This window comes from Olleya sp. Hel_I_94 (assembly GCF_007827365.1).
Classification (GTDB): Bacteria; Bacteroidota; Bacteroidia; order Flavobacteriales; family Flavobacteriaceae; genus Olleya.
Map to the genome: position 1 here is coordinate 1,895,076 of NZ_VISI01000002.1, position 24,243 is coordinate 1,919,318.

The 24,243-nt window shown below is 33.0% G+C and carries 23 protein-coding genes; 2 read left to right on the forward strand and 21 right to left on the reverse strand.

All coding sequences use genetic code 11. The annotated features are described in order from the left end of the window. The first annotated feature begins 148 nt into the window (after positions 1-148). Positions 149-1,327, forward strand: coding sequence for an acyl-CoA dehydrogenase family protein (locus tag JM82_RS11720; protein WP_145004032.1), 1,179 nt, complete (start codon positions 149-151; stop codon positions 1,325-1,327). A gap of 211 nt (positions 1,328-1,538) precedes the next feature. Here JM82_RS11720 and JM82_RS11725 read toward each other — a convergent pair whose 3' ends face one another. The 18 genes from JM82_RS11725 to JM82_RS11810 form a co-directional block, all read right to left on the reverse strand. Further along, on the reverse strand, positions 1,539-2,090 hold the full coding sequence (locus JM82_RS11725; protein WP_145004035.1) for a DUF3575 domain-containing protein: 552 nt from the start codon (positions 2,088-2,090) through the stop codon (positions 1,539-1,541). An 89-nt stretch (positions 2,091-2,179) separates the two neighbouring features. Next, a complete protein-coding gene (locus tag JM82_RS11730; RefSeq protein ID WP_145004039.1) occupies positions 2,180-4,540 on the reverse strand; it encodes a polysaccharide biosynthesis tyrosine autokinase in 2,361 nt (786 codons plus the stop codon). 7 nt (positions 4,541-4,547) lie between these two features. Beyond that, positions 4,548-5,258 (reverse strand): polysaccharide biosynthesis/export family protein, encoded by a 711-nt coding sequence (locus JM82_RS11735; protein WP_261375370.1) that lies wholly within the window; start codon positions 5,256-5,258, stop codon positions 4,548-4,550. 476 nt (positions 5,259-5,734) lie between these two features. Beyond that, positions 5,735-6,187 (reverse strand): dTDP-4-dehydrorhamnose 3,5-epimerase family protein, encoded by a 453-nt coding sequence (locus tag JM82_RS11740; RefSeq protein ID WP_145004044.1) that lies wholly within the window; start codon positions 6,185-6,187, stop codon positions 5,735-5,737. 23 nt (positions 6,188-6,210) lie between these two features. Then, the gene (locus JM82_RS11745; protein ID WP_145004047.1) at positions 6,211-7,422 is read right to left on the reverse strand and encodes a glycosyltransferase family 4 protein; all 1,212 of its coding nucleotides are present in this window, start codon (positions 7,420-7,422) and stop codon (positions 6,211-6,213) included. Next, positions 7,404-8,540: a non-hydrolyzing UDP-N-acetylglucosamine 2-epimerase gene (wecB, locus tag JM82_RS11750; RefSeq protein WP_145004051.1), complete on the reverse strand. Its 1,137-nt coding sequence runs from the start codon at positions 8,538-8,540 to the stop codon at positions 7,404-7,406. Before wecB ends, JM82_RS11745 begins: the two co-directional genes overlap by 19 nt. Positions 8,541-8,563: 23 nt before the next feature. Then, positions 8,564-9,682 (reverse strand): NAD-dependent epimerase/dehydratase family protein, encoded by a 1,119-nt coding sequence (locus JM82_RS11755; RefSeq protein WP_145004054.1) that lies wholly within the window; start codon positions 9,680-9,682, stop codon positions 8,564-8,566. A 12-nt stretch (positions 9,683-9,694) separates the two neighbouring features. Further along, positions 9,695-10,699 (reverse strand): polysaccharide biosynthesis protein, encoded by a 1,005-nt coding sequence (locus JM82_RS11760; protein ID WP_145004057.1) that lies wholly within the window; start codon positions 10,697-10,699, stop codon positions 9,695-9,697. Positions 10,700-10,703: 4 nt separating this feature from the next. Then, complete coding sequence (locus JM82_RS11765; protein ID WP_145004060.1) at positions 10,704-11,609, reverse strand: glycosyltransferase family 2 protein; 906 nt, start codon at positions 11,607-11,609, stop codon at positions 10,704-10,706. A 3-nt stretch (positions 11,610-11,612) separates the two neighbouring features. After that, complete coding sequence (locus tag JM82_RS11770; protein ID WP_145004063.1) at positions 11,613-12,731, reverse strand: glycosyltransferase family 4 protein; 1,119 nt, start codon at positions 12,729-12,731, stop codon at positions 11,613-11,615. Continuing rightward, positions 12,731-13,843 (reverse strand): glycosyltransferase, encoded by a 1,113-nt coding sequence (locus JM82_RS11775; RefSeq protein WP_145004066.1) that lies wholly within the window; start codon positions 13,841-13,843, stop codon positions 12,731-12,733. The genes JM82_RS11770 and JM82_RS11775 overlap by 1 nt, the downstream gene beginning before the upstream one ends. After that, the gene (locus tag JM82_RS11780; protein WP_145004069.1) at positions 13,840-15,027 is read right to left on the reverse strand and encodes an O-antigen ligase family protein; all 1,188 of its coding nucleotides are present in this window, start codon (positions 15,025-15,027) and stop codon (positions 13,840-13,842) included. Before JM82_RS11780 ends, JM82_RS11775 begins: the two co-directional genes overlap by 4 nt. Beyond that, positions 15,020-15,379 carry an acyltransferase gene (locus JM82_RS11785; protein WP_145004072.1) on the reverse strand — a complete coding sequence of 120 codons (360 nt, stop codon included), beginning with the start codon at positions 15,377-15,379 and terminating at the stop codon, positions 15,020-15,022. Before JM82_RS11785 ends, JM82_RS11780 begins: the two co-directional genes overlap by 8 nt. After that, positions 15,363-16,658 (reverse strand): oligosaccharide flippase family protein, encoded by a 1,296-nt coding sequence (locus JM82_RS11790; RefSeq protein ID WP_145004075.1) that lies wholly within the window; start codon positions 16,656-16,658, stop codon positions 15,363-15,365. The genes JM82_RS11785 and JM82_RS11790 overlap by 17 nt, the downstream gene beginning before the upstream one ends. 188 nt (positions 16,659-16,846) lie before the next feature. Next, positions 16,847-17,839 carry an SDR family oxidoreductase gene (locus JM82_RS11795; protein WP_145004078.1) on the reverse strand — a complete coding sequence of 331 codons (993 nt, stop codon included), beginning with the start codon at positions 17,837-17,839 and terminating at the stop codon, positions 16,847-16,849. Between the two features lie 40 nt (positions 17,840-17,879). Then, positions 17,880-19,160, reverse strand: a complete 1,281-nt coding sequence (locus tag JM82_RS11800) for a nucleotide sugar dehydrogenase (RefSeq protein ID WP_145004081.1) — start codon at positions 19,158-19,160, stop codon at positions 17,880-17,882. A 55-nt stretch (positions 19,161-19,215) separates the two neighbouring features. Next, the gene (locus tag JM82_RS11805) at positions 19,216-20,358 is read right to left on the reverse strand and encodes a glycosyltransferase family 4 protein (protein WP_145004084.1); all 1,143 of its coding nucleotides are present in this window, start codon (positions 20,356-20,358) and stop codon (positions 19,216-19,218) included. Between the two features lie 354 nt (positions 20,359-20,712). Next, a complete protein-coding gene (locus tag JM82_RS11810) occupies positions 20,713-21,195 on the reverse strand; it encodes a transcription termination/antitermination protein NusG (protein ID WP_145004087.1) in 483 nt (160 codons plus the stop codon). 183 nt (positions 21,196-21,378) lie between these two features. On the opposite strand from JM82_RS11810, the gene JM82_RS11815 reads away from it, so the two are divergent. Further along, positions 21,379-22,275: a metallophosphoesterase family protein gene (locus JM82_RS11815; protein ID WP_145004090.1), complete on the forward strand. Its 897-nt coding sequence runs from the start codon at positions 21,379-21,381 to the stop codon at positions 22,273-22,275. Between the two features lie 198 nt (positions 22,276-22,473). Here JM82_RS11815 and JM82_RS11820 read toward each other — a convergent pair whose 3' ends face one another. From JM82_RS11820 to JM82_RS11830, 3 genes are all read right to left on the reverse strand, one after another. Then, positions 22,474-22,806, reverse strand: coding sequence for a 2Fe-2S iron-sulfur cluster-binding protein (locus JM82_RS11820; RefSeq protein ID WP_145004093.1), 333 nt, complete (start codon positions 22,804-22,806; stop codon positions 22,474-22,476). Positions 22,807-22,883: 77 nt separating this feature from the next. Beyond that, positions 22,884-23,045, reverse strand: a complete 162-nt coding sequence (locus JM82_RS16605) for a four helix bundle protein (RefSeq protein WP_145004096.1) — start codon at positions 23,043-23,045, stop codon at positions 22,884-22,886. Positions 23,046-23,073: 28 nt separating this feature from the next. Then, on the reverse strand, positions 23,074-24,126 hold the full coding sequence (locus JM82_RS11830) for an NAD(P)/FAD-dependent oxidoreductase (protein WP_145004098.1): 1,053 nt from the start codon (positions 24,124-24,126) through the stop codon (positions 23,074-23,076). Positions 24,127-24,243 lie beyond the last annotated feature (117 nt).

Sequence of the window (24,243 nt, forward strand, 5' to 3'; positions counted from 1 at the left end):
AAATATGTTATTATATCCTAGTAAATAAAAGAATTCTTAAAAATTTGCCTTAATTTTTGATATAATATTGTGTTCTGAAAACGATTTCGTTATTTTTGTGATTGAAACAATAAGCTACACGAATAGTTTATTTTTAATACAGACTTAAATGAAACCAGATTTATTTGAAGCGCCAGATTACTATAATCTTGACGAACTTTTAACTGAAGAACATAAATTAGTACGTGATGCTGCTCGTGAATGGGTTAAGCGTGACGTCTCTCCTATTATTGAAGAGTATGCTCAAAAAGCAGAATTCCCGAAGCAAATTGTTAAAGGATTAGCAGATATTGGTGCTTTTGGACCTTATATTCCTGTGGAATATGGTGGTGCAGGTTTAGACCAAATTGCTTATGGTTTAATTATGCAAGAGATAGAACGTGGTGATTCTGGTGTACGTAGTACTGCCTCAGTACAATCGTCGTTAGTAATGTATCCTATCTGGAAATATGGTAACGAGGCACAACGCCAAAAATACTTACCAAAATTAGCTAGTGGTGAATGGATTGGAAGTTTTGGTTTAACTGAGCCTGACCATGGAAGTAATCCTGGAGGCATGGTTACCAACTTTAAAGACATGGGAGACCATTACCTTTTAAATGGTGCAAAAATGTGGATTTCAAATTCGCCATTTTGTAACGTTGCTGTTGTTTGGGCTAAAAATGAAGAAGGACGTATTCACGGTTTAATTGTAGAACGTGGTATGGAAGGCTTTACAACACCTGAAACACACAACAAATGGTCCCTTCGTGCGTCAGCAACAGGCGAGCTTATTTTTGACAACGTTAAAGTACCAAAAGAAAACTTACTACCAAACAAATCTGGATTAGGTGCACCATTAGGTTGCTTAGATTCGGCACGTTTTGGTATTGCTTGGGGAGCAATTGGAGCAGCAATGGATTGCTACGATACTGCTTTAAGATATAGCAAAGAACGTATGCAGTTTGGTAAGCCAATTGGACAATTCCAATTACAACAAAAGAAGCTTGCTGAAATGATTACCGAAATTACCAAAGCCCAATTATTAGCTTGGCGATTAGGTGTTATGCGCGAAAATGGTACTGCAACCTCAGCACAAATATCTATGGCGAAACGTAATAATGTAGATATGGCACTAAAAATTGCTAGAGACGCTAGACAAATGTTAGGTGGTATGGGAATTAGTGGAGAGTACAGCATTATGAGACATATGATGAATCTTGAAAGTGTTGTTACTTATGAAGGTACACATGATATCCATTTATTAATTACTGGTTTAGATGTTACTGGATTGAATGCTTTTAAATAGATTATAGTAGATAGTGTATAACATAGCTTAAGCTTTTCTTACTTATTATATTATTTGACTGATTAGCATGCAATGTATAGATATAAAAAAAAGCACGTCGTTAAGACGTGCTTTTTTTATTTTATATTATACCATGGGCTTATGCTGTCTTGTAGGTTTTGAATTATGCTTCGGTTTATACTGTGGTTATATTTAGGCTTATTTATTTCACTTAAAACCCATCTGTAAATCGCCAGATGACACCAATATTACATTGGTAATAGCTACCTACTTCTGGACTGTTATTTTTAACTGCAACGTTAGCACGTCCAGAGATATTAATAGCCATTTTAGGAAACATCCAATAACTAATGCCTAAACCTGGACCTACAATAAGCGCGTCTGTATTAGCGTACGTGTATTTTCCTGCTGCTAAAAACACGTATAACTCCTTGTAATCTCGTGCTGTATTTGGGATAATATAATAATTAACATCTGCTTGTACTGCAAACAAACTCGCATTGGATTTGGGTGTTTTTAGCGTATTTGTGGACACATTAACACCAACACTCCAATTAGTATCCAACTGATAGTCTACGCCTAAATTAAAAGGCGTTGCAAAGTCTAACTTATCTATTGCCCAAGGTAACCTGCTGTATGGATAGTTATTAATAATGTTGACACCCAAAGCTAGCTTTACGTGTGGTTTGTCTTGTGCTACAGCTTTGTACATGACTAATGTACTAACTACAGCAATGTGTAGTAATAGCGATTTTATATTCATCAAGTTACTATTTTAACTTAGTTACTATATTGCGCTATTAATAGTTTAGGGAGTGACTTTACAAACCTTTTTAAGGCGTTATTATTGTTTTATTTTTTAAACTGATACCACTTTTTCTTAACCGTTTCGGCATGATAACCATAACCATAGCCATAATTATAACCATAACCATACGATCCTTTAAAGTCAATATCGTTAATAATATAACCCATGTTTTTAATCTTTTTCTGGTCCACTAATTTTTTAGAATATTCAATTAATGGTTTTTCTGTCACACCAGATCTAACGACATAAGCTGTATAATCAATACCATCCATAAACGTTAGCGTATCTGCTACTAATAAGGTTGGTGCTGTATCTACAATAATATAATCGTAATGTGCTTTTGCTTCGTTTAAAAATGCTTGGAAACGTGCACTTGATAATAAAACCGTTGGCATTGGCGGAATTGGACCTGATAGTAATAAATCAAATTGATTACTATTAGCATCCATATGTATTAAAATGTCTTGCCAATTACTAGTTTGATTACTTAAATAATTAGATAATCCAGCTTTGTCTTTAGAGCTTCCAATTAAGGTGTGTAATTGCGGATTACGTAAATCTGCACCAACTAATAAGACTTTCTTTTTTAAATGAAAATAGGTTTGCGCAATATTAAATGCCACTGTTGTTTTTCCTTCGCCTTTAACCGAAGACGTTACTGCAATGACTTGACCTTGATTGGTCTGTTTGTTATGCAACGTAAAGTTTAGGTTATGGATTAAAGTTCTAAACGCTTCCTCAGTTTGTGTGTTTCCTGAGGTTAATTTTATGGCTTGTTTAGCATTAGGAATTACCGGAATCTCACCAACAATTGCAGTCTTTGGGTTAATATTTTCAACATCTTTACTAGTGTAAATTTTAGTATTGGTTAAAAACTTTAAATACAAGATACCGATTGGTAAACCCAATCCTAATAATAAGGCAGCTAACAATACTATTTTACGTTTTGGCGCTACAGGAATCGAGTTAGTAATCGCGTAATCTATCACTTTTACATTCGCTGCAGTGACAGCCATAGTAATTGCTGCCTCTTCGCGTTTTTGTAATAATAGTAAGTATAGGTTTTCTTTTAGGATTTGTTGGCGCTCTATACTACGTAATATTTTTTCTTTGCTTGGTAAGGTTTTAAACGACTGTTGTGCTAAGCCTTGCGCACGTTTATTTTGCGATAAGGACTGTTGCAATTGCGTTTTATAACCAGATAATGAGCGTTGTATGTTATTATTTAAATCTGTAATAGACGCTTTTAAAATCTTAACCCTTGGGTTATTGTCTCCAGCTGTGGCTTTCCATTTGTTATATTCTAACACTGCAGCATTATAATCGCTAACCAAGGTATTTACTGCACCACTATTCAACCCAATATTAGCAGGTAATAATTTTATGTCTTGGTTACTAGCTATGCTTTTGTCTAACACATCTGCTAATAGCAATTGGGTTTCGGCTTCAAACAGTTGTTCGTCTTTAATCGATTTTTTCTGAATCATAGACGCTGCATCAGCTTCAAAAATACTTAAGTTATTGTTTTGCTTGTAGCTACCTTTTGCGACTTCAATCGAGTCCAACTCGGTTGTTAGATACGTAAACCTTTCGTCAATAAACGCAATGGTACGTTTAGACACTTCCTGTCTGTCTGTAATTCCATCTTGTGTATAGACTTCAATTAAAGTATTTAAGACCTGTTGTGCTTTTTGCTTGCTTGGATCTTCTAGACTTAATATTAAAATATCACTGTCCTTACCATCAGGTGCAATTTTTATGGCTTGTAATAAGTTTTGAGTCGCTTGTGTTTGACTACTAATTTTAACCTCATAGACTGGGTTATCATTAGCCACTAAACTTTGTGCATTTGCTGGCTGAATGGTAAACGGAAAGTCTTGCGTTGGTTTTTCAAAATAAAAGTTTGGGACTTGTAAGGTGGCTTCGGATTCTAAGTTTACTAATTGGTAGCCTTTATCCTGAAGTGTTATTTGAAACTGTAATTCGGCATCTGGTTTTGCTAATTCCGGTTCAAACACCACTTTAAAAGGTGCGTTAAAGACTTCAGATTTATTAACACGACCAGACTGAAAGTATTGTACCTGTAAGTTTAATTGATTAACGACTTGTCGGTTTAATCTAAACGATTGCAATACTGCACGTTCGTTTTCTAGGTTAACGTTTCCTTTACCTAATAATTTATCTAAATCTAGGTTTAAGGCAGTAGATTCTTTTTCAGTTAAGACCTTAATTTTTGCAGCAGTTTTGTAGCTATCTGGTGTGTAACGTAAATATAAAAAGGCTATAATTAAGGCGATTATTCCGCTTAAAGCGATCCAATACCAATAGGCTAAGTACTTATTAGCAATCCCTTTTAAATCTATTTGCTGGTCCTGTGCGTCTTGTTGTTCTAGGTAATTATCCATAGTCTGCTTATCTAGTCAATAAAATTATGGCACTTAGGGTTACCGATGCAATTGCTACTATGGTTGTTACATTACCTACGTAACCTGCTGTTTTTACTTTAGCACGATTGGGTTGTACCACTAACACGTCGTTAGGTTTTAGTCGGTATTCTGGATTGTCCATCCAATTGGTAGTGGTTAAATCTATGTGTGTGATTTTACGTGTTGCGTCCACCTCTCTGATTAACAAAATATCGTTACGCTTTCCGTTAATAGTTAAATCTCCTGCATAGCCTAACGCTTGTGGTACACTAATGTACTGCTCTGTAAAACTAAAGGTTCCAGGACGTTGGACTTCACCTAAAACAGTCACTTTTGCATTAAGCAATCTAACGGTTACAATAGGATTAATTAAGTGACCACCATTTTCTAATTGTGCCACAATTTGGCTTTCTAATTGCGAGTTGGTAAGTTGTGTGGCTTTAATTTTGCCTAACACTGGTAATGCTATAAACCCTTCTGGATTGACTAAATACCCTTGCAGTTTTAAAATATCTACACTATTATTAACAGCATTGGCATTTACGTTTTTATTATACGGAATGGCTGCTTCAGGTATGGCAGCACTTATGGTTACTGCTAATATATCGTTAGGCTGAATGGTGTTTTCTTGATACTGTACGTTAGTTTGGTTGTATTGGTTAGCATCCTGAAAGTATAAAATTTCTTTATTACTCACACAGCTGCTTAATGATATAGCCATAACTGCGACTGTGATGATTTTAACGAGATGCTGATTACATTTGGGTTGCATACTTATGATTACTATTAGCGATTATTATTTGTACCACTACTGGTTAGGTAGCTGTTTATTTTTACGTCTGAACTATAAAATGCGTGACGTTTTGTATTGGTTATTTTGTTTAACGTGTCAAAAATAGCACAAAATTATAAACTACCACTTTTATGTGGATTAAAACCATGTTTTTTAAGTGTTTAAAATGGCTGTTTTTTCACCTTTTTTAGCCTATAATTTTAATACACTATCCATACACTATCTATACCTTTGCTATACCGTTACTATACCTATGCTATAAGGTTGCTTTTTTGACTCGTTTGGGTTTTAGTATTTGGGTTGTTTTTAGTTTTAATATTACACTAAACTACGCTTTAAAAATGCGATGTTTAAAATAAAGACATCTCATTACTATTAAATTATTTTACAGACCAATCCATCCATAAATCTTGATCAAAACGATACTGATCATTTTTAGCAGATTCTAAATCCTGGTCTGAAAACACGATTAATTCTGAGTTAGCTTCCAATGCTTTAAATCCATTAGCATGACCTTTAGGTACACAAAGCACTTGATTTTTATTGGCTTGTAAAATAAATACTTCGGGTTTACTATTGACGTCTGGTGTCTTCCAATCTTTAATAGGCACAATTGCAATTACAAAACGTCCTTTACTACATTTAAAATATTTTGCCTCAATTTTATGCGCTTGCCAAGCACGCACAACCGTTGTGGATGTATGCGTGATGGTATACATGCGTTTTATTGGTGACATATTAAAATCGTTGACATAAGCTACCGTTCCACGATGATCTTTATGTACAGCACCATTTATAAGTTGATGTTTTTTCGTGCCTAAATCTATTTCCATTTACACTATATCTTTCTTAGGGTTCAGCCTTTAATTATAGATGAAAGTTGTTTTTTCCTTGATGGTTTAGAATAATTTTTATTATAATAAGCCTCTCCATTTTGACCATATTGCAGCAATAATTGCTTATTAGTTTTCATCTCTAATATAGCATCTGCAAAACCTATATAATCGCCACTATTAACAGATAACCCACAATTAGCTTCTTTGATTATTTGGTTACCTTCACCAGAAATCATACCAACAATTGGCTTAGCTGAAGCCATATAAGCTTGTAACTTAGCAGGAACCGTTTTAGAAAATATCTCTTTATCCTGTAATGAGAAAAACATCACATCTGCTTTAGAAAAAAAATAAGGCATAGTTTGCAGTGGATTATTACCATAATACGTCACTTTGTCTGATAATCCTGACTGCGACACTTTTTCTTTTAGCTGTTTTAACCATCTACCATCACCTACAATTAACCAATTAATAGCTTCATTTTTAAGAATTTTCATTGCATTAAAAACGTTTCCAAAATCTTGCGCTTCTCCAATATTACCAGCATACATGACACTAAAACCTACTGGAAATTGCGGATTATTATTTGGCTGAACTTGATTTTTTTGCGTAAAAACATCTTCTGCCCAATTAGGAAAATAATCTATTTTATAATCTGCTACTCTCTCTTTTGCTTTGGATGCAAAACTATTAGACCCTATTAGGACTTTATCGTATTGTTTATAAATCCATTTTACTAGAGTTTCTAAAAAAAGAATAACCTTTTTAGATTTTATAATATCTAACGCAACTAAAGTATCAGGCCACATGTCTAAATCCCAAAGGATCATTTTAGGTTTACGCAACCACTTATAAATAATTGGAGAAATAGCTATTAAAATAGGGCTTGTATGATGAACAAAAATAACGTCGTATTTTTTTTTAAACAGACCTATGTACAATGTATAGATAATACAAGATGCAAAATACGACAAGTAATTAATCACCAATCTTAATTTAGAACCAGACCCTCTTGGTATCAACCACAACCTTTTAACTTTAACTCCCTTAACTACGTCTGTTGTGTTTTTAAAATAACCATAACCTTTAGCAATTTTACCATCAGGATAATTAGGAAGTCCTGTTATAACCGTAACTTCTAATCCATCGTTTGACAGCATTTCCGATACCTCATTAACCTTAAAGTTTTCTGGGTAAAAATGATTGGTATATATTAAGACTCTTTGTGCCAAACTGTACGATTTATGTAATCCGTATAACTTAAAATAATGCGTACCACTTTATCACTAACATTTGGCATAGAATAATCACTTACCTGTTGTAAAGTTCTATTTTCATTACGACCTTGTGTCTCTAAAATTTTTAAAGCTTGCATGATACGTTCTGGATTTAAACCTACCATCATTACTGACGCTTCTTCCATAGCTTCTGGTCTTTCATGCGCTTCTCTAATATTTAAAGCTGGAAAATTCATTATCGATGATTCCTCAGAAATAGTACCACTATCAGACAACACTGCTTTAGCCTTTTTTTGAAGGTGATTATAATCATGAAACCCTAATGGCTTCATTAACTGAATTAATGAATGAAACGTCGCACCTGTTTCCTCTATTTTATTTCTTGTTCTAGGGTGTGTGGATACAATTATGGGCAACTTATAGGTTTCGGCTATTAAGTTTAAAGTCGTTACTAATTTGAAAAAATTTTTAGAATTTATATTTTCTTCTCTGTGTGCAGATACTAAAAAATATTGTTCCGCTTTTAATTCTAAACGTGATAACACATTGGCATTATCAATTTGTGCATTATATGCTTGTATTACTTCGTAAATTGGAGACCCTGTTTTTATAATTCTATCAGCAGGCAAGCCTTCACGTAATAAATACTCTCTAGCAATGTCGCTATATGTTAGGTTTATATCACTAACATGGTCTACAATTTTCCTGTTAGTTTCTTCTGGAACACGTTGATCAAAACAGCGGTTTCCGGCTTCCATATGGAAAATTGGAATTTTTCGTTTTTTAGCAGCTATAGCACATAAACAAGAATTGGTATCTCCTAGCACTAAAAAAGCATCAGGATTTACAGTTTCTAATACAGGCTCTATATTAATTAAAATTTGTCCAGCGGTATTTATAGCACTTCCACCAGCTGCATTTAAAAAATAATCAGGTTTTCTTAAACCTAAATCTTTAAAAAACACCTCATTTAGTTCATAGTCATAATTTTGACCTGTATGCACTAATATATGTTCTACACTTTCAGTTGCATCAAGCTTTAAAAGCACTTGAGACAATCTAATAATTTCTGGTCTTGTACCTACAACGGTTAAAACTTTTAATTTTTTCATTTTATAATCAGTGTTTCGATTTATTATACTTCGACAAAATAAGTGTCTGCATCATCTGCATTATATGGTTCGTTGATCCAAAAATTGGTATAAAGTACTTCCTCTCCTATATTTTTAATATTATGTGTGTACCATATTGGCATATCTACATATGCTGGGTTATTACCATCTAAATAAAACTCTAAAACTTTATCTGTACCAATACGTCTTAGTTGTATTAAAGCTTTTCCTTTTATTACTGAAAAACGTTCAATTTTTCTAGTATGAAAATGATTACCTCTTGTTATATTTGGTACTGTTGTAGAAAACGACACTTGTCCACCAATACCCAATCTAATAACCTCTACAAAAGAACCTCGTGGATCTGTATGCTGCGTATATTGCACTGGAAAATGTGTTTCAATATCCATATAACAGCGGAAGGTATTAAACAAATTAATTTTAAAGGTTGTATCCAAAATCGGAATTTCACCTTTATCCTGATACGTGTCTTTAAAATTAACTAACAATGCTAACACCTCAGATACTTTAGCTTCTGCTGTATGCTTAACGTTGTATTCTTGCAAATTTCTGGCTTCTTTAATACAGTTTATTATCTCTGTAACCAATTGGCCTACATATATTAATTTTAAATGTCCATCCACCTCTATTTTGGGTGTTTGGTTATTGGCTATTTGATGCGAAAATGTTGCAATCACAGAATTATAAAACGGATTACCAAATGGACCAAATACATTTGGGATAATCATACCTGTAAAGACTGCGTTATTAGCTTTTGCCCAATTAGAAAACAAGAGACGTCCTTCTTTTTTGGATTGCCCATAATGATTGTCGTTATTTTCTTGGGACGACGACGACATTATTATCTGTGGCTTACTATTGGTACGTTGCAATGCTGCAATTAATAATTCCACCAAATTTACATTAGTTTGGTATATAACTAATGGGTCGTTATGACGATTTAAGGCAGCAAGATGCACTATTACATCGCATTGACTTACAAATGTATCCAATAAATCATCTTGTAAAAAATACTGTTTCTCAAAATTTACAATCTCAAAATCCTCTGGATGTAAACCTATGGTATTGTAAAGATGTTGCCCAATAAATCCATTTTGACCTGTAATACCTACTTTAATCATACTTTATAATTTTTAAGACAATGCCTCTTTTACTTCTGGTAACTGTTGTATTAATGCTTTTACACCTGCTACATCTAGACGGTTAGTATTATGCGAGTTATAATCTTCAATGGTAGCAATAGCAGCCTCACCTTCAGAATAATATTGTGCATAATTTAAATCACGATTATCTGCTGGTATACGATAAAAGCTACCCATATCCTCTGCTTTAATCATCTCTTCACGCGTACAAAGGGTTTCATATAATTTTTCGCCATGACGTGTGCCGATAATTTTAATCTCATTATCTGACTTACATAATTGTTTAATAGCAATTGCTAAGTCACCAATAGTTGCTGCAGGTGCTTTATTAACAAACAAATCTCCTGCGTTACCGTTTTCAAACGCAAACAAAACTAACTCTACAGCTTCTTCTAATGACATTAAAAAACGCGTCATATTTGGATCTGTAATAGTAATGGGTTGGTTTTGTTTAATTTGATTTAAAAACAAAGGAATAACAGATCCACGAGACGCCATTACATTACCATATCTAGTCAAACACACTGTGGTTGATTTTAAATTACGCGATGCTGCTACAGCAACCTTTTCCATTAGTGCTTTAGAAATACCCATTGCATTAATTGGATAAGCAGCTTTATCTGTACTTAGACAAATTACTTTAGCCACATTATTTACATCTGCTGCATCAATTACATTTTGTGTTCCAAATACATTAGTACGTGTGGCTTCAATAGGAAAAAACTCGCAGGATGGTACTTGTTTTAAAGCTGCTGCATGAAACACGTAATCTACACCACGCATGGCACGTTCTATACTATCGTAATTACGTACGTCTCCTATATAAAATTTAAGTTTATCGTTTTGTAAAGCAGTACGCATATCGTCTTGCTTTTTTTCGTCACGACTAAAGATTCTAATTTCTTTAAAGTGATCTGTATGTAAAAATCGGTTTAATACTGCATTCCCGAAAGATCCTGTACCTCCTGTGATTAATAGTGTTTTATTTTTAAACATAGGCTTATATTTCAATATTGTAATGTTGCTTTATATAGCTTTTAATTTTTTGTTTATCGTTTCCACAGGCTTTTTTGATTTCAAAAATTTTAGCATCGACAAGTATACGATACCAAAAGCCTTGTAAAAAATGCCATAAAAACCCCTCCTTACCTTCCAAAAATCCTCCTTTTAATATATAACGATAAAAAAAGTATGCGCCTGCGCGCCAAAATAATGGTAGACGTGCGTATTTAGATTTTAATTTTCTTTTGCTTTTTGCTGCTTTAGTTAAAGTTTTTGTGTCATTATTACTATCTAGTAAATCAAATTGATTACAAATTAGATTAATCATTTCGCGATTACTATAGTTGTTATGCTTTGTTGTCCACCATGATAGGTTATTTAAATTATTATCTATCATTACATTTGTAAAGCTTACGGATTGTCCCTCTAGCAACACCATATGCTCATCCATAAGTTTGTTTTCACACACTGCTTTACCACGTCTAAAAAGACGCAATATTTTTAAAACACCTGTACCACGCTTTATTTGTTTACCCATAAAATAATTATAACGTGGTAACACAACTCCAGTAATATCTTTAGATAATATTGGAAGCTTTTGTGCAATCTCTTGTTGTAAAGCAGGTGTAAGGACCTCATCTGCATCAATGCGCAAAATCCAATCTGTAGTTAAAGGTGCATTTGCTAAACCCCAATTTAATTGTTTAGCATGATTGTTTTCCCACTTATTTTGTAACACAACAGCACCTAAACTTTCTGCAATTGCAACCGTATTATCTGTAGAAAATGAATCTATTACAACAATTTGAGAAGCTATAGCTTTAACACTATTTATACAACGCGCGATATGTATCTCCTCGTTAAAGGTTAAGATAATGACACCTAAATTTTTATTATCAATCATAAATTATTGTACTAGTAACTTATAAGCGTTTACCCAATCCTTAATACGTGTTTCTATTTTGTATTTAGTGTTATTTAACGTCAAAGCGTGTTTACGATACGTTAGGTAATTTAAATCACTTAAATTATAAGCTTTATCAATTATGGCAGCCATTTTCTCTGGAGAGTTTTCAATCCAAAAACCACAATTGTATGTTTCTAACTCTTGCCAAGGTGTGTTTTTAGAGGCTATTACAGGTGTACCTTGATTAAGCGCTTCAATAACAACATTTCCAAAATTCTCGCTATGACTTGGTAATATTAAAAAATAAGCATTAGCTAACAATTGCTCTTTTTGCTTACCTGCAACATGACCTAAAAACGAAATTTTTTGTTCCATTTTATTTTGTCTAATTACTGTTTTAAGACTATCTAAATACACACTATCTCTAGCATCACAAACACCTGCAATATCCAAATATACTTTATGGTTTTTAAATGTATCGCTATTACAAACACCTTGTATTAGTCCATCTAAATTTTTTATAGGATGTATTCTGCCTAAAAACAAAAATCTAATTTCAGATGTCTTACGTTCAAGTTTTATAGAAGTAGGCATCACATTAGGTATTTGTATAACTTTATTTGGAAAAATTTTATTTATTTCAACTGTTTCTTTTAAAGCAGTACTAGCAAATGTTACCTTTTTAGTTATAAGCGTATATAATTTTAAAAGCCATTTCTTTTTTTGTTTACTAATTGCCAAAGCCTTAGTATTTAACTCGCCTCTTACTGACCAAACCACCTTTGTTTTAGGATAAAAAAAGAATGCATATAAAAAGCAAATAATACTAATTGGACTAAATAAACTTGTTAAATGGATTAAGTCTGTTTTTTTTACTTCAGCCAACATGACCTTGATGGTTTTAAAATTAAGCACACCACCTTTACCATAATACACTAAACCACAAGGCTTATCCAAAAACTGATTTGAAATTATAGGGTCTGTAATACCTGCAGTTGTAGTAACAAAAGTAGGCTGTATATTGTGCTTTTTTAGATATACACCATGCCAATATAATATTGCACCTGGACCACCAAACGTTGTGGGATAAAATGAACCTATTGGGAAAAGAATTTTCATTAAATTTTATTAGAATTAATTACCTTCCAAGATGGTGTTATTGGTTGTTCTGTTTGTAATGCAGACACAAAATACTTTGCCAAAGTAGTCCCTTCAATACACGTGCTCCAGTCCTTAATAGCTGTTTTTTTATCTCTGATATGTTCAATATTTTTTATGCAATACTTAAGTGCATTATAAGTATCGTTTTTCTTTTTATGAGAAAACACTACACCATTAAACTTGTCGATTATTAATTGTTGCGCTCCACAATTACTACTACACAATACAAATAATCCAGACATTAAAGCCTCATTAATTACTGCTCCCCAACCATCGTGACGTGACGGAAGGATATGAACATCGTAATTATCAATTAAGTGCCTAATTTCATTATTATCTTTTGTTCCTAAAAAGCGAACATTTTTTAGATCATTAGCTTTACAATACGTTTCCAAATATGCTCGTTCTTGTCCATCTCCAATAATATCCAAAATATAGTCTTGCTTAATATTTATAAAAGATTTTAATAATAAATCAACACCTTTTCTATGTGTTAATCCTCCAATAAATAAAAACTTTATAACACCTGTGTTTCTTGTTGATTTTACAACTTTAACATGCTCTACGCAGTAACTAAAAGGAATAATTTGATGTTTTTTAAAACCAAATTTAGGATACCAATTTAAAGCATGACTACCAATAGCAAACACGTTACTAATATGTTTAAAATATTTATAATCCGTTAGTATTGTTTTAAAGTAATGCAGTACACGTGGATACTTATACAAAAATGGTCCTTCAACAATTAAATGTCTTTTAACTTTATAGTTTAAACTTTGCTTAAAAGCCTGTAACACCATTGGGTTAGCTCTAATCCCAGAAAAAAAATGTTGTGCTATTAGATTATGCTCAATCAATGACTTTATTTGGGTTGCGTTTGGATTTACAACAATTTTAAACCCATCCCTTTGTTGTACAGCCTCAGTTTTCCAACCCATTAATTCACGGTGTTCTGCCATTTGCTTTTCTACCACTAATAGTACTTTAATATCTGGAAACACATTACAAATCTCTTTTATGTAAGGTAATTGATGTGGTGAAATTATATTTTGCCAAAAGATTAATGTCATAAAACAGGGTGTTTCTTTTTAAATGATAAGTTTGGGATTTGATACATTACTCCTAGTAACAACCAAAAATAGAAGAATAAGCCAGAACCTGCTGACAACCCATAGCCTTCTGCCATTAAATGCACAACAAAAAATAAGAGTAAAGCTTTATTATAGTGCACAAAACTATGCTTCGCTTTAATAGAGGCAACTGTTTTAAAAAACATTATTAAAAATGTAATCATACCAAAAAGACCTGTCATGGCTAGTATAACCAACCAAGTGGTTCCAGGTTCTATTTGACCCTCTCCTATTATTAAATCGTTTTCTGTTTGACTACTATCATTTGCATAGCCAATACCAAAAACAGGTAAACTTTTAAACTCATCTAGTCGCCTTTCCCATAACTTTTCCCTAGTTGTTAATAAACCTCCTTGAGCTTCACTATACTCCATTTTCTCGATTATTTTTTCGGTATAACTTTCCCATAATGGAAACGAAACAGCTCCAATAAATAAGATTAGAATTAATACTTTAAAATATCTGGTTAAATTATTTTGGTTTTCTTTATAAAAAAAATACAACACACCCAAAATTCCCGCAAATAAAGCAACTCTAGATCCTGCTGTTACGCAAGCTATGAAACTAGATAAAGCAAATAAATACCATACTATTTTTTGGGGTTTAACAATTGTCTTATTGCCATAAAACACACAAGTTATCATACTTATTGCAGCCATAGGACTTAAAAACATAGAATGATTAAACAGACCTGTAAAACCACCACGACCTAAATAAACTAAGGAAGAATTAGCTAATAATCCTAGAAAGGAAATAAGCACCATTACAACAATTAAATTATTTAAATATTTAAATAGCAATTGCCTAAATGTAACTAAAGTAGGTGTTTTAATTAATGGTCCTATCAACCCAATAATAATTACAAAAGCAGCTAAACGCTCAAAAGGTTTATAAAAATAAGGGATATCATTTACTAAAACAGAACAATAACATGCCAAGATAAAAAACACCATTGACCAATTAACCTGTGGTCTTATAGTGCTTATTAATAATACTACAAGAGCTAAAATAAACACTGCATAATATGCATTACCCAACCCTAAGCTAATAGCAGTATTATTAGCCAAGACAGTCAAACTAACTAAAACTGCAATAAGATTTATATATGTTTTAGTTTTAAACATTATCTTTTAAAATCTTAATTACTTTAGCAGGAACACCTCCAACCATAGTATTCTCTGGAACATCTTTATTTACTACAGCTCCAGCAGCAATATAAACCCTTGGTGCAATATCTACATTTTCACCAATACTTATGTTTGAAGTTGATACCATTAAAACTTCTGGTCCAATCCATGTATCTGAACCAATACTAATATTACCAACACCTAAAAATCTAGCTGAAGAACATATTTTAATATTTTCTTTTAACTGCAAACCATAAATTTGGTATAAGCGGTTTTTAAATTTAAATAATCTAGTTTCTGGTAAAACTTTAATTATTAGCGTTATTATGTAATTAATTAAGGATCGCATTTTTTATTTTTTTATATACAAATATTAATAAGAACAAAAAACATATTTGAGTTAACAAATTACTAACCACTAAAGCCAATGCGCCATGATACACATTATTGGTTATTAATAAATATGTACTTGTAATTGTTACAAAATCTCTTAAAAATCTTAACCCTAACATATACCAATTTTTATTTAAAGACATAAATGCTTGTGCATAAACATTGGAAAGACTTACAAAAATAGACGTAAAAATAGCAATTGATAATACTAGTCCTAAATCGTCTTGAAAAGAGGTTCCGTAAAAACTTACTATCCAATCTTTAAGTATAAATATTATTAAAAAAGGAATAACAGTTGCTCCTAAATTAATAAGTAATGTTGTTTTTAATAATTTAGAATGTCCTTCTGGGTTACTTAAATTGTTGGATAAATGACTTAAAATAACATTCCTCATAATTCCAGGCACAAACAATATTATGGCACTCCATTGTATTGCTGCACTATACAAACCAACCTCTCCGTAATTTTCTAATTTTATTAAAATTAAAATTATTAACCAAGAGGTTAAGGCATATAACCCTTCTTGCAAGGCAACAGGAGTTGAAAAATTTATAATTTTTTTTACTAAGTTTTTATTATCTACTGTAGTTATATTATCCTGTATAGGAATGTTTTTTAAAACTTCAAGATAATTTAAAAACCAATTAACAACCTGTGTTAAAAGTAAAGCAACTAATGCTCCAGTTAAGCTATAATAATAAGTTAAGACAACACTACTTACAAAAGCTATTACACCTACGATAGTGTTTATTTTAGCCATAGCCTTGAAGGCATTAAAACCTGACAAAATCCCTATTTGAGCAGCTGTTAAGGCATTAAAAACAATCCAAAAAGCAACCAACCTTAAAGGCGTGTTTAAATGTGGAGCTTCTAAAACTGTATTAGCAACATAACTAGCAAAAAAAAACAACAGCAAAGCCATAACCATACTAACTAAAGCAGATATACGCATTGTTAGTGCTGCTATTTTTTTTATTAAAAGGGGTTTTTCGTCTCTATTTTCAGCAATAAATTTTGTTGCAGTATAGCCTAAACCAAAGGTGGAGAAGATGGCAACATTCATTAAAGTAGATTTTATAGTACCATATTCGCCATACATTTCTTTTCCTAAAAAACGTGCAACAATAATAGCTCCAAGTAAAGTCATTCCTTTTGCTATGACATTACCAAATAATGCCCAAAACGAATCGTTTACAAACTGATTTTGTTTTAATTTTTTAAAAGTTGATAACATATCTATATATACTCACTTTTTAGCTTAATTGATTAAAAAGTTTTCTCGTTTTTTATTTTTATTGGGTGAGGACTTAGAGACGCACTATTGCATCTGTACTGTATGAATTTCAAGTATAAATTGAGTAAAATCAGGAATAAGAAAATTTGAAAAAAGCATCTAGTTTTGTTTTTATAAAATTTATTAAATTACTTCAAATTCTCCCAATACCAATCTACTGCTTCTTCAATCCCTTGAGCAATCCCATGCGTTGGATTATAATCTAATAAGCGTTTTGCTTTATCTACTGATGCTAACGAATGTGGAATGTCTCCTTTTCGGTTTGGACCATGAACGATATTAACTTGAGCTATTTTAGGATCGTATTTAGACAAGTATTTTTTTAATAAATCTGTTAATTGTACTAAAGTGGTACGATCTCCAACTGCTGTATTATAAACTTGATTAAGTGCCTGTTTGTTTTGGGTTGTAATGGCAAGCAAATTCATTTGTACTACATTATCAATGTAAGTAAAATCACGAGAGTAACTTCCGTCTCCATTAATTACTGGACTTTGGTGATTAATAAACTGCTTTACAAATAATGGGATGACTGCTGCGTAGGCTCCGTTTGGATCTTGACGTCTACCAAAGACATTAAAATAACGTAGTCCTATGGTATTTAATCCGTAGGTTGTAAAAAAGTTTTCTGCATACAGCTCGTTTACATATTTTGTGATGGCGTATGGTGATAAGGGTTTACCAATGGTTTCTTCTACTTTAGGTAAGGCTTCGTGGTCTCCATAAGTGGATGAGCTTGCAGCATAAATAAAGCGTTTTACTTTGGCGTCTCTTGCTGCTACTAGCATGTTTAAAAATCCAGACACATTAACTGCATTACTTGTAATTGGGTCTGCGATGGATCTTGGTACAGACCCTAATGCTGCTTGATGCAATACAAAGTCTTGATCCTTGCAGGCTGTATTACACACTTCTAAATCGCGAATATCGCCAGTTATTAGTGTAAAATTAGGATTGCTTAAAAAGGGTGTAATATTGTGTTGGTGTCCTGTTGCAAAATTGTCTAAACAGGTCACTTTAACGTCTAGATTTAATAAGGCTTGACATAGGTTAGATCCTATAAATCCTGCACCTCCTGTTACTAATACTTTTTTATTTTTTAATTGTGTAAATGACTCCATACTTGGGTTTTACTGAACTATAAGTTTTTATTTGAGGTGTTTACAATCCACCATCTGCGTGTTTTAATACACCTTTTACATCGTATACAATAGCTTTGGGTGCTTTTAGTGTTTGTAAATCTAAGTCTAAAAACTGTTTGTGTGGTACTGCTACTACTACTGCGTCAAATACTGCTGTAGGTTTGTGTTGTGTTGTTGTTAATTGGTACTCGTGTTGTACTTGCTCAGGCGACGCTAATGGATCGTAGATGGTTACGGTTATGCCATAACTTTGTAAACTACGGACTACATCTACAACTTTGGTATTACGTACGTCTGGACAGTTTTCTTTAAACGTAAATCCTAATACTACGATGTTTGCTCCTTTGACTTTAACATCATTATTTAGCATTAACTTTACTATTTGTGAGGACACATATTCTCCCATGGAGTCGTTAAGTCGTCTTCCTGCTAATATAATTTCGGGATGATAGCCTACTTCTTGTGCTTTTTGAGCCAGATAATAAGGGTCTACACCAATACAGTGTCCACCAACTAATCCTGGTTTAAAGGGTAGAAAATTCCATTTTGTGGCTGCTGCTTCTAATACATCGTTTGTATTAATATCTAAACGATTGAAGATTTTAGCAAGTTCGTTAACAAACGCAATATTAATATCACGTTGCGCGTTTTCAATCACTTTTGCAGCTTCTGCTACTTTTATACAAGGTGCTAAATGTGTACCTGCTGTAATAACACTGCTGTACAATTTGTCTATTTGCTGCCCAACGTCTGGCGTTGAACCAGAGGTTACTTTTAAAATTTTATCTACAGTATGCTCTTTATCTCCTGGATTAATACGTTCTGGTGAGTAGCCTGCAAAAAAATCTGTATTAAATTTTAAACCACTTGTGGCTTCTAATACTGGAATGCAAACTTCCTCTGTTGCTCCTGGATATACCGTAGATTCATAGACTACAATGTCTCCTTTTTTTAATACGCGTCCAACGGTCTCACTAGCCTTAACTAAAGGTGTTAAATCTGGTCTATTATTTTTGTCTACTGGTGTAGGAACTGTTATAATATAATGTGTCGCGCTTGCTAAATGTGCTTGATCTGTTGTGCAATACAAGCCTTGATCTTTTTGATTAAGTTGGTCTGGACTAGTTACTACCACTGCTTTTAAAGTTGCCTGATCAATTTCTAGCGTACTGTCTGTACCTTGTTGTAGCTCTGAAACACGAGCGGAATTAATATCAAATCCTATGACCTTATATTTTGTAGCAAATAATCTTGCTAATGGTAATCCTACATAACCTAAACCTATAATAGCTATTGTCATTTTATATATATACTTATTATCTTAATTTATCTTTTTTATAGTTTCTTCCTTTTTTTTACAAGGTAGGAACAACCCATTTAACTTTACCTGATTTTACTTTTAAAATAAAAGGAAATAGTAATAACACAATTCCAGCAGGTAATATTATAAAAAAGGCTTTATTTATTGGTAAATCCCTAAGTAAAATTGCTAAACCAGTTATTATAATTGTATATAATCCAATAATTAGTGTCGCATATTTATGTTTTAAACCTAAGTCCACCAAACGATGATGGATGTGATTACGGTCTGGCGAAAATGGGCTGCGCTTGTTAATTATCCTGATAAAAAACACACGTAAGGTATCAAATAATGGATACGACACTAAAGCTAGCACTATTACTGGAGCATTTTTAAACACAATTAACTGTGACTCGCGTGCACCAAGACTTAAATATGTTACGACTTCTAAAGCTAACAAAAAGCCAACTATTAATGACCCTGTGTCACCCAAAAATATTTTACGGTGTCTGGAAAAATTAAAGACTAAAAAGCCTATTAAAGCGCCTACTAAAGACAAACAAACTAAACTATAAAAAAAGTGATTGGTCAGGTAAAATACTATGGACATATAACCAGAGATTAAAACGCCTAGCACTCCTGCTAAACCGTCTATACCATCAACCAAATTATAGGCATTTATTAAAAGGACAATAACAAAAACAGAAAAAATTATGGAATAAGTTATTGGAATATCATGCGTCCCAAATAAACCTAAAAAGGAATCTATATGCATATTTGCACCTAAAACATAAATGGCAGCAACCACTAATTGATATCCTAATTTTCGGACTGCCGAAAGTTTCATGATATCATCAAAAATACCTATCAATAATAACGCTAATATTAACGCATTAAATATTAACAAATCAATTAGCTGGCTATAATTAGCAAATAATATTGCTGTTATATTTATAGGTAATATCATACCAGTAAATACACCAATACCACCAAGTGTAGGCACAATCCCTTTATGAGAGGTCCTGTCGTTTGGTGATGCGGTTAAATTTTTGGCTTTACTAATGGCTACTACTTTTGGTGTAACAACCATGGTGGCACAAATAGCAAATAGTGTAGTACAGACCGCTACAGGAAACTTGTAGTGGTTTAACAAGGCGGTTATTTCCTCGTGATTACTAGGTAGGTTATCTAAAATCATATTAATAGCGATTGCCAAATTGGTACAAAAATGGTTACGTATAATAGGTACCAAACGTGGCTACGCCCTTACTTGTCACATGGCAAGTTGCTATTATACTGCGATACATTGTGTAAAAACAACTTGTTTTTACGTCATGAACACGACCTTAAACCTTAACTAAATGGTTTTTTAAAACATAAATATTATTGCGCCTAGCTAATTAAAACATTGCTGTTTAGATTAGGCAGTCACAAAATACTTTGAAATTTAGTTATTTAAGCTACGTAGGAGATGTCATGATTATTTTCCCTTTTGTTGTTATATAATTACGATTTGGTGAGAACCGTAACACTGTATAAAACTGTTTTTTTATTACTGATTAAGTTGCAATTTTACAACAAATCCAACAGACTTCAAAACTACCCAAACATTATTTTTTGTGGTTTTTACTATTAATCCTTCTTGATTTTCTATACCAAAATCTACCAAAGGTAGCGTTTCGCCAAGCGTTATAGCGTCCACACTATGCGACTGAATATCAAGGTTTTTTAAATTATTTTTCAGGTAATTGATTTCTTCTTCTTTGACAATTCCGGGTTTACCTTGGTCGTATAAGTAGTTTACGGTTCCTGGCAAATCAAATACTGTATTACGGTGCTCATCTGCAGCATTTACAAAAATGATACGAGGTAATAATGGGACTTTTATTTTTTTCTTACGGTCGCTCCATACACGAATTTCAGTGCGAACTGGACAAAACGCTTGGACGTCGATATCCCACTTATTTATAAGGGTTTCGACCTTATTTTCGTGATTTCGTTTAACGTATAATACGTACCAATTCTTATTCTGCATTATTATTTTTTTGGAACTCAAACAAAAGTACTGTTTATATTTTAATTTGGTTTTTTCGGTTGGATTTGAAGGGTAAGCTCCTGAAACCAGTTACTAATGAAGTGGTGGGTAGTTATTTGACTGGGTTTGGTTTTGATATTTTAATTAAAATAAATCCTATCTTGCTTCTAGAAAAATTATACTATGTTTTCAGCAAAAAAGAAATTGGATCGTGCTTATAACAACGCTAAAGTTATTGGGTTTGATGACGACTCTAAGTTTATACTATTTAGTGATTGTCATCGTGGTGATAATAGTTTTGCTGATGATTTTGCTAATAACCGAAACATTTATTACCATGCCTTAAAACATTATTATGTCCAAGGTTTTGACTATGCCGAATTAGGTGATGGTGATGAGTTGTGGGAAAATAACTCGTTTGAATCCATCCTTTACGCTCATAAAAACGTGTATGGTTTAATGCAACTGTTTCATAAACAAAACCGCTTGCATATGATTTGGGGAAATCATGATATGGTATATCGCGATCCTGACTATGTTAAGAAAAATTTACATTCTTTTTTTGACCCTAAAGTTGGCGCTGATGTAGAACTGTTTGGTGATATTGAATACCACGAAGCTATTATTTTAAAACATAAAGACACGCAACAAGAGGTGTTTTTAACGCATGGTCATCAAGCGGATTGGTGGAATTATACCTTCTGGAAATGGAGTCGGTTTATGGTACGTGTCCTTTGGAAACCTTTAAATGTTATGGGTATTGCAGATCCCACTAGTCCTGCAAAAAACTATAAGGAATTAATTAAAGTCGAACGTCGTACCAAAAAATGGATTACTGAAAACAATAATATGATTACTGTTGTTGGTCATACACACAGACCACGTTTTCCGGAACCTGGTGATGTGGCTTTTTTTAATGATGGTAGTTGTGTGCATCCCAGAAGTATTACTGGTATTGAGATTGAAAATGGCGCGATTTCTTTGATTAAATGGCAAATTGCTACTAAAGAAGATGGTACGTTACAAATTGTGCGTGTTTTGTTGGAAGGTCCTAGACGTTTGTTGGATTATAGCGGTTAGGTTTTGCTGTTTTTTTGAAACTGACTCTGTAATTATACAGATTGCTTTGCTTTTTATATGTAGAAACCTAATATTAAACAGATTGCTTCACTATGTTCGCAATGACGTGACCATTAGAATTTACTTTGTCGAGGCTACTAATAATGTAAGGTAGATTGCTTCACTATGTTCGCAATGACGTGTGGGCTGAAATTTGGATTATTCTTCAGGAGCCAATTGGACTTCCAGACCTTCTAGGTCTGGTGTCATTTGTATTTGACAACCTAATCTTGAATTATCTTTGACATTGAATGCTTCGCTAAGCATCGCTTCTTCATCGTCTTGCATTTCTGGAAGCATTGTATCACTTAACACGTAACATTGACAACTTGCACACATTGCCATACCACCACAGATTCCGATAGTACCTTCTGGAGCCAGCTCGTAACTGCGGACTACTTCCATAAGGTTCATTGCCATGTCTGTTGGTGCAAGCACTTCATGTGTTACACCATCTCTGTCTGTTATTTTTATGTTTATGTCTTGTTCCATGAGGAGAAGTAATTAGTGATTAGTTGTTACTTTATACTCGTTAGTATTTTCAATAAGAATATTAGCAATTGTTTTACCTAGATAATGCAATTTAATTGATAAATATAACATCGAGCGGACTTCGCTATTTGATGCTTAAAGGAAAAGTCTTTATTATCTTGAAATGCTTTGTAGATCTGTATCGTTAAATCCTGCGACTTTTGCCAAACTAGTAAGTCTTCAAATTTTTGTACTGCCATTCCCTCATTACTTATTACTATTTACTGACTACTGAATCGATTTTACCACTGCTTTTGGTGCTTCTTTACGTGTACCATCAAAACCATCTACTCCGCTGACTGTGGTATATTTTAATACATAGCGTTTTCCTGGATTAATAATTTGATACGCTGATTGACACATTAATGTTGCTTCGTGAAAACCACATAAAATTAATTTTAATTTTCCTGGATAGGTATTAACATCTCCAATAGCAAAAATACCTGGAATGTTAGTTTGGTAATCCAAGCTATTATCCACCTTGATTGCATTTTTTTCTATCTCTAAACCCCAATCTGCAATTGGTCCTAATTTTGGTGACAACCCAAAAAGTGGTACAAAATGATCACATTCTTTTTTAAAGGTTTTAGCATCTTGTTTTATAGTAATAGCCTCTACTTTATTAGTCCCTTCTACTCCAATAACCTCAGCTGGTGTGATTAAATTAATCTTACCTGCATTTTTTAATTCTTGTACTTTTTCTACTGAATCTAAATGCCCTCTAAACTCGTTTCGTCTATGGATTAAGGTTACTTCTGAAGCGATATCGCTTAGGTAAATACTCCAATCTAAAGCTGAATCTCCTCCACCTGCAATGACTACTTTTTTATCTCTATAAAACTCAGGTTCTTTGATAATGTATTCAACCCCTTTGTCTTCGTAATTAGCTAGATTATCAATAATAGGTTTACGAGGCTCAAAACTACCTAATCCACCTGCTATTGCCACTACAGGAGCGTGATGTTTTGTACCTTTATTAGTGGTTACTATAAAGGTTCCATCCTCTTGCTTGTCAATCGTTTCTGCACGCTCGCCAAGTGTAAAACCTGGTTCAAATTGCTTGCATTGCTCCATTAACTTATGCGTTAAATCTCCTGCAAGAATTTCTGGATAGGCTGGAATATCATAAATAGGTTTTTTAGGATATATCTCTGAGCATTGTCCACCTGGTTGTGGCAATGCGTCTATTAAATGACATTTTAATTTTAATAATCCTGCTTCAAACACAGCAAAAAGACCAGTTGGTCCTGCTCCTATTATTAGTATGTCTGTTTTAATCATTATTTTTTCTTTTCAAATTTACCTTTAGCCTTTACTTATGACTTTAAGTGTACTTGACAAAAGTAAAACAAGATTTGGTTTTGTTTTATGACTTTTGTTAGCTTTTTAACTGCATTA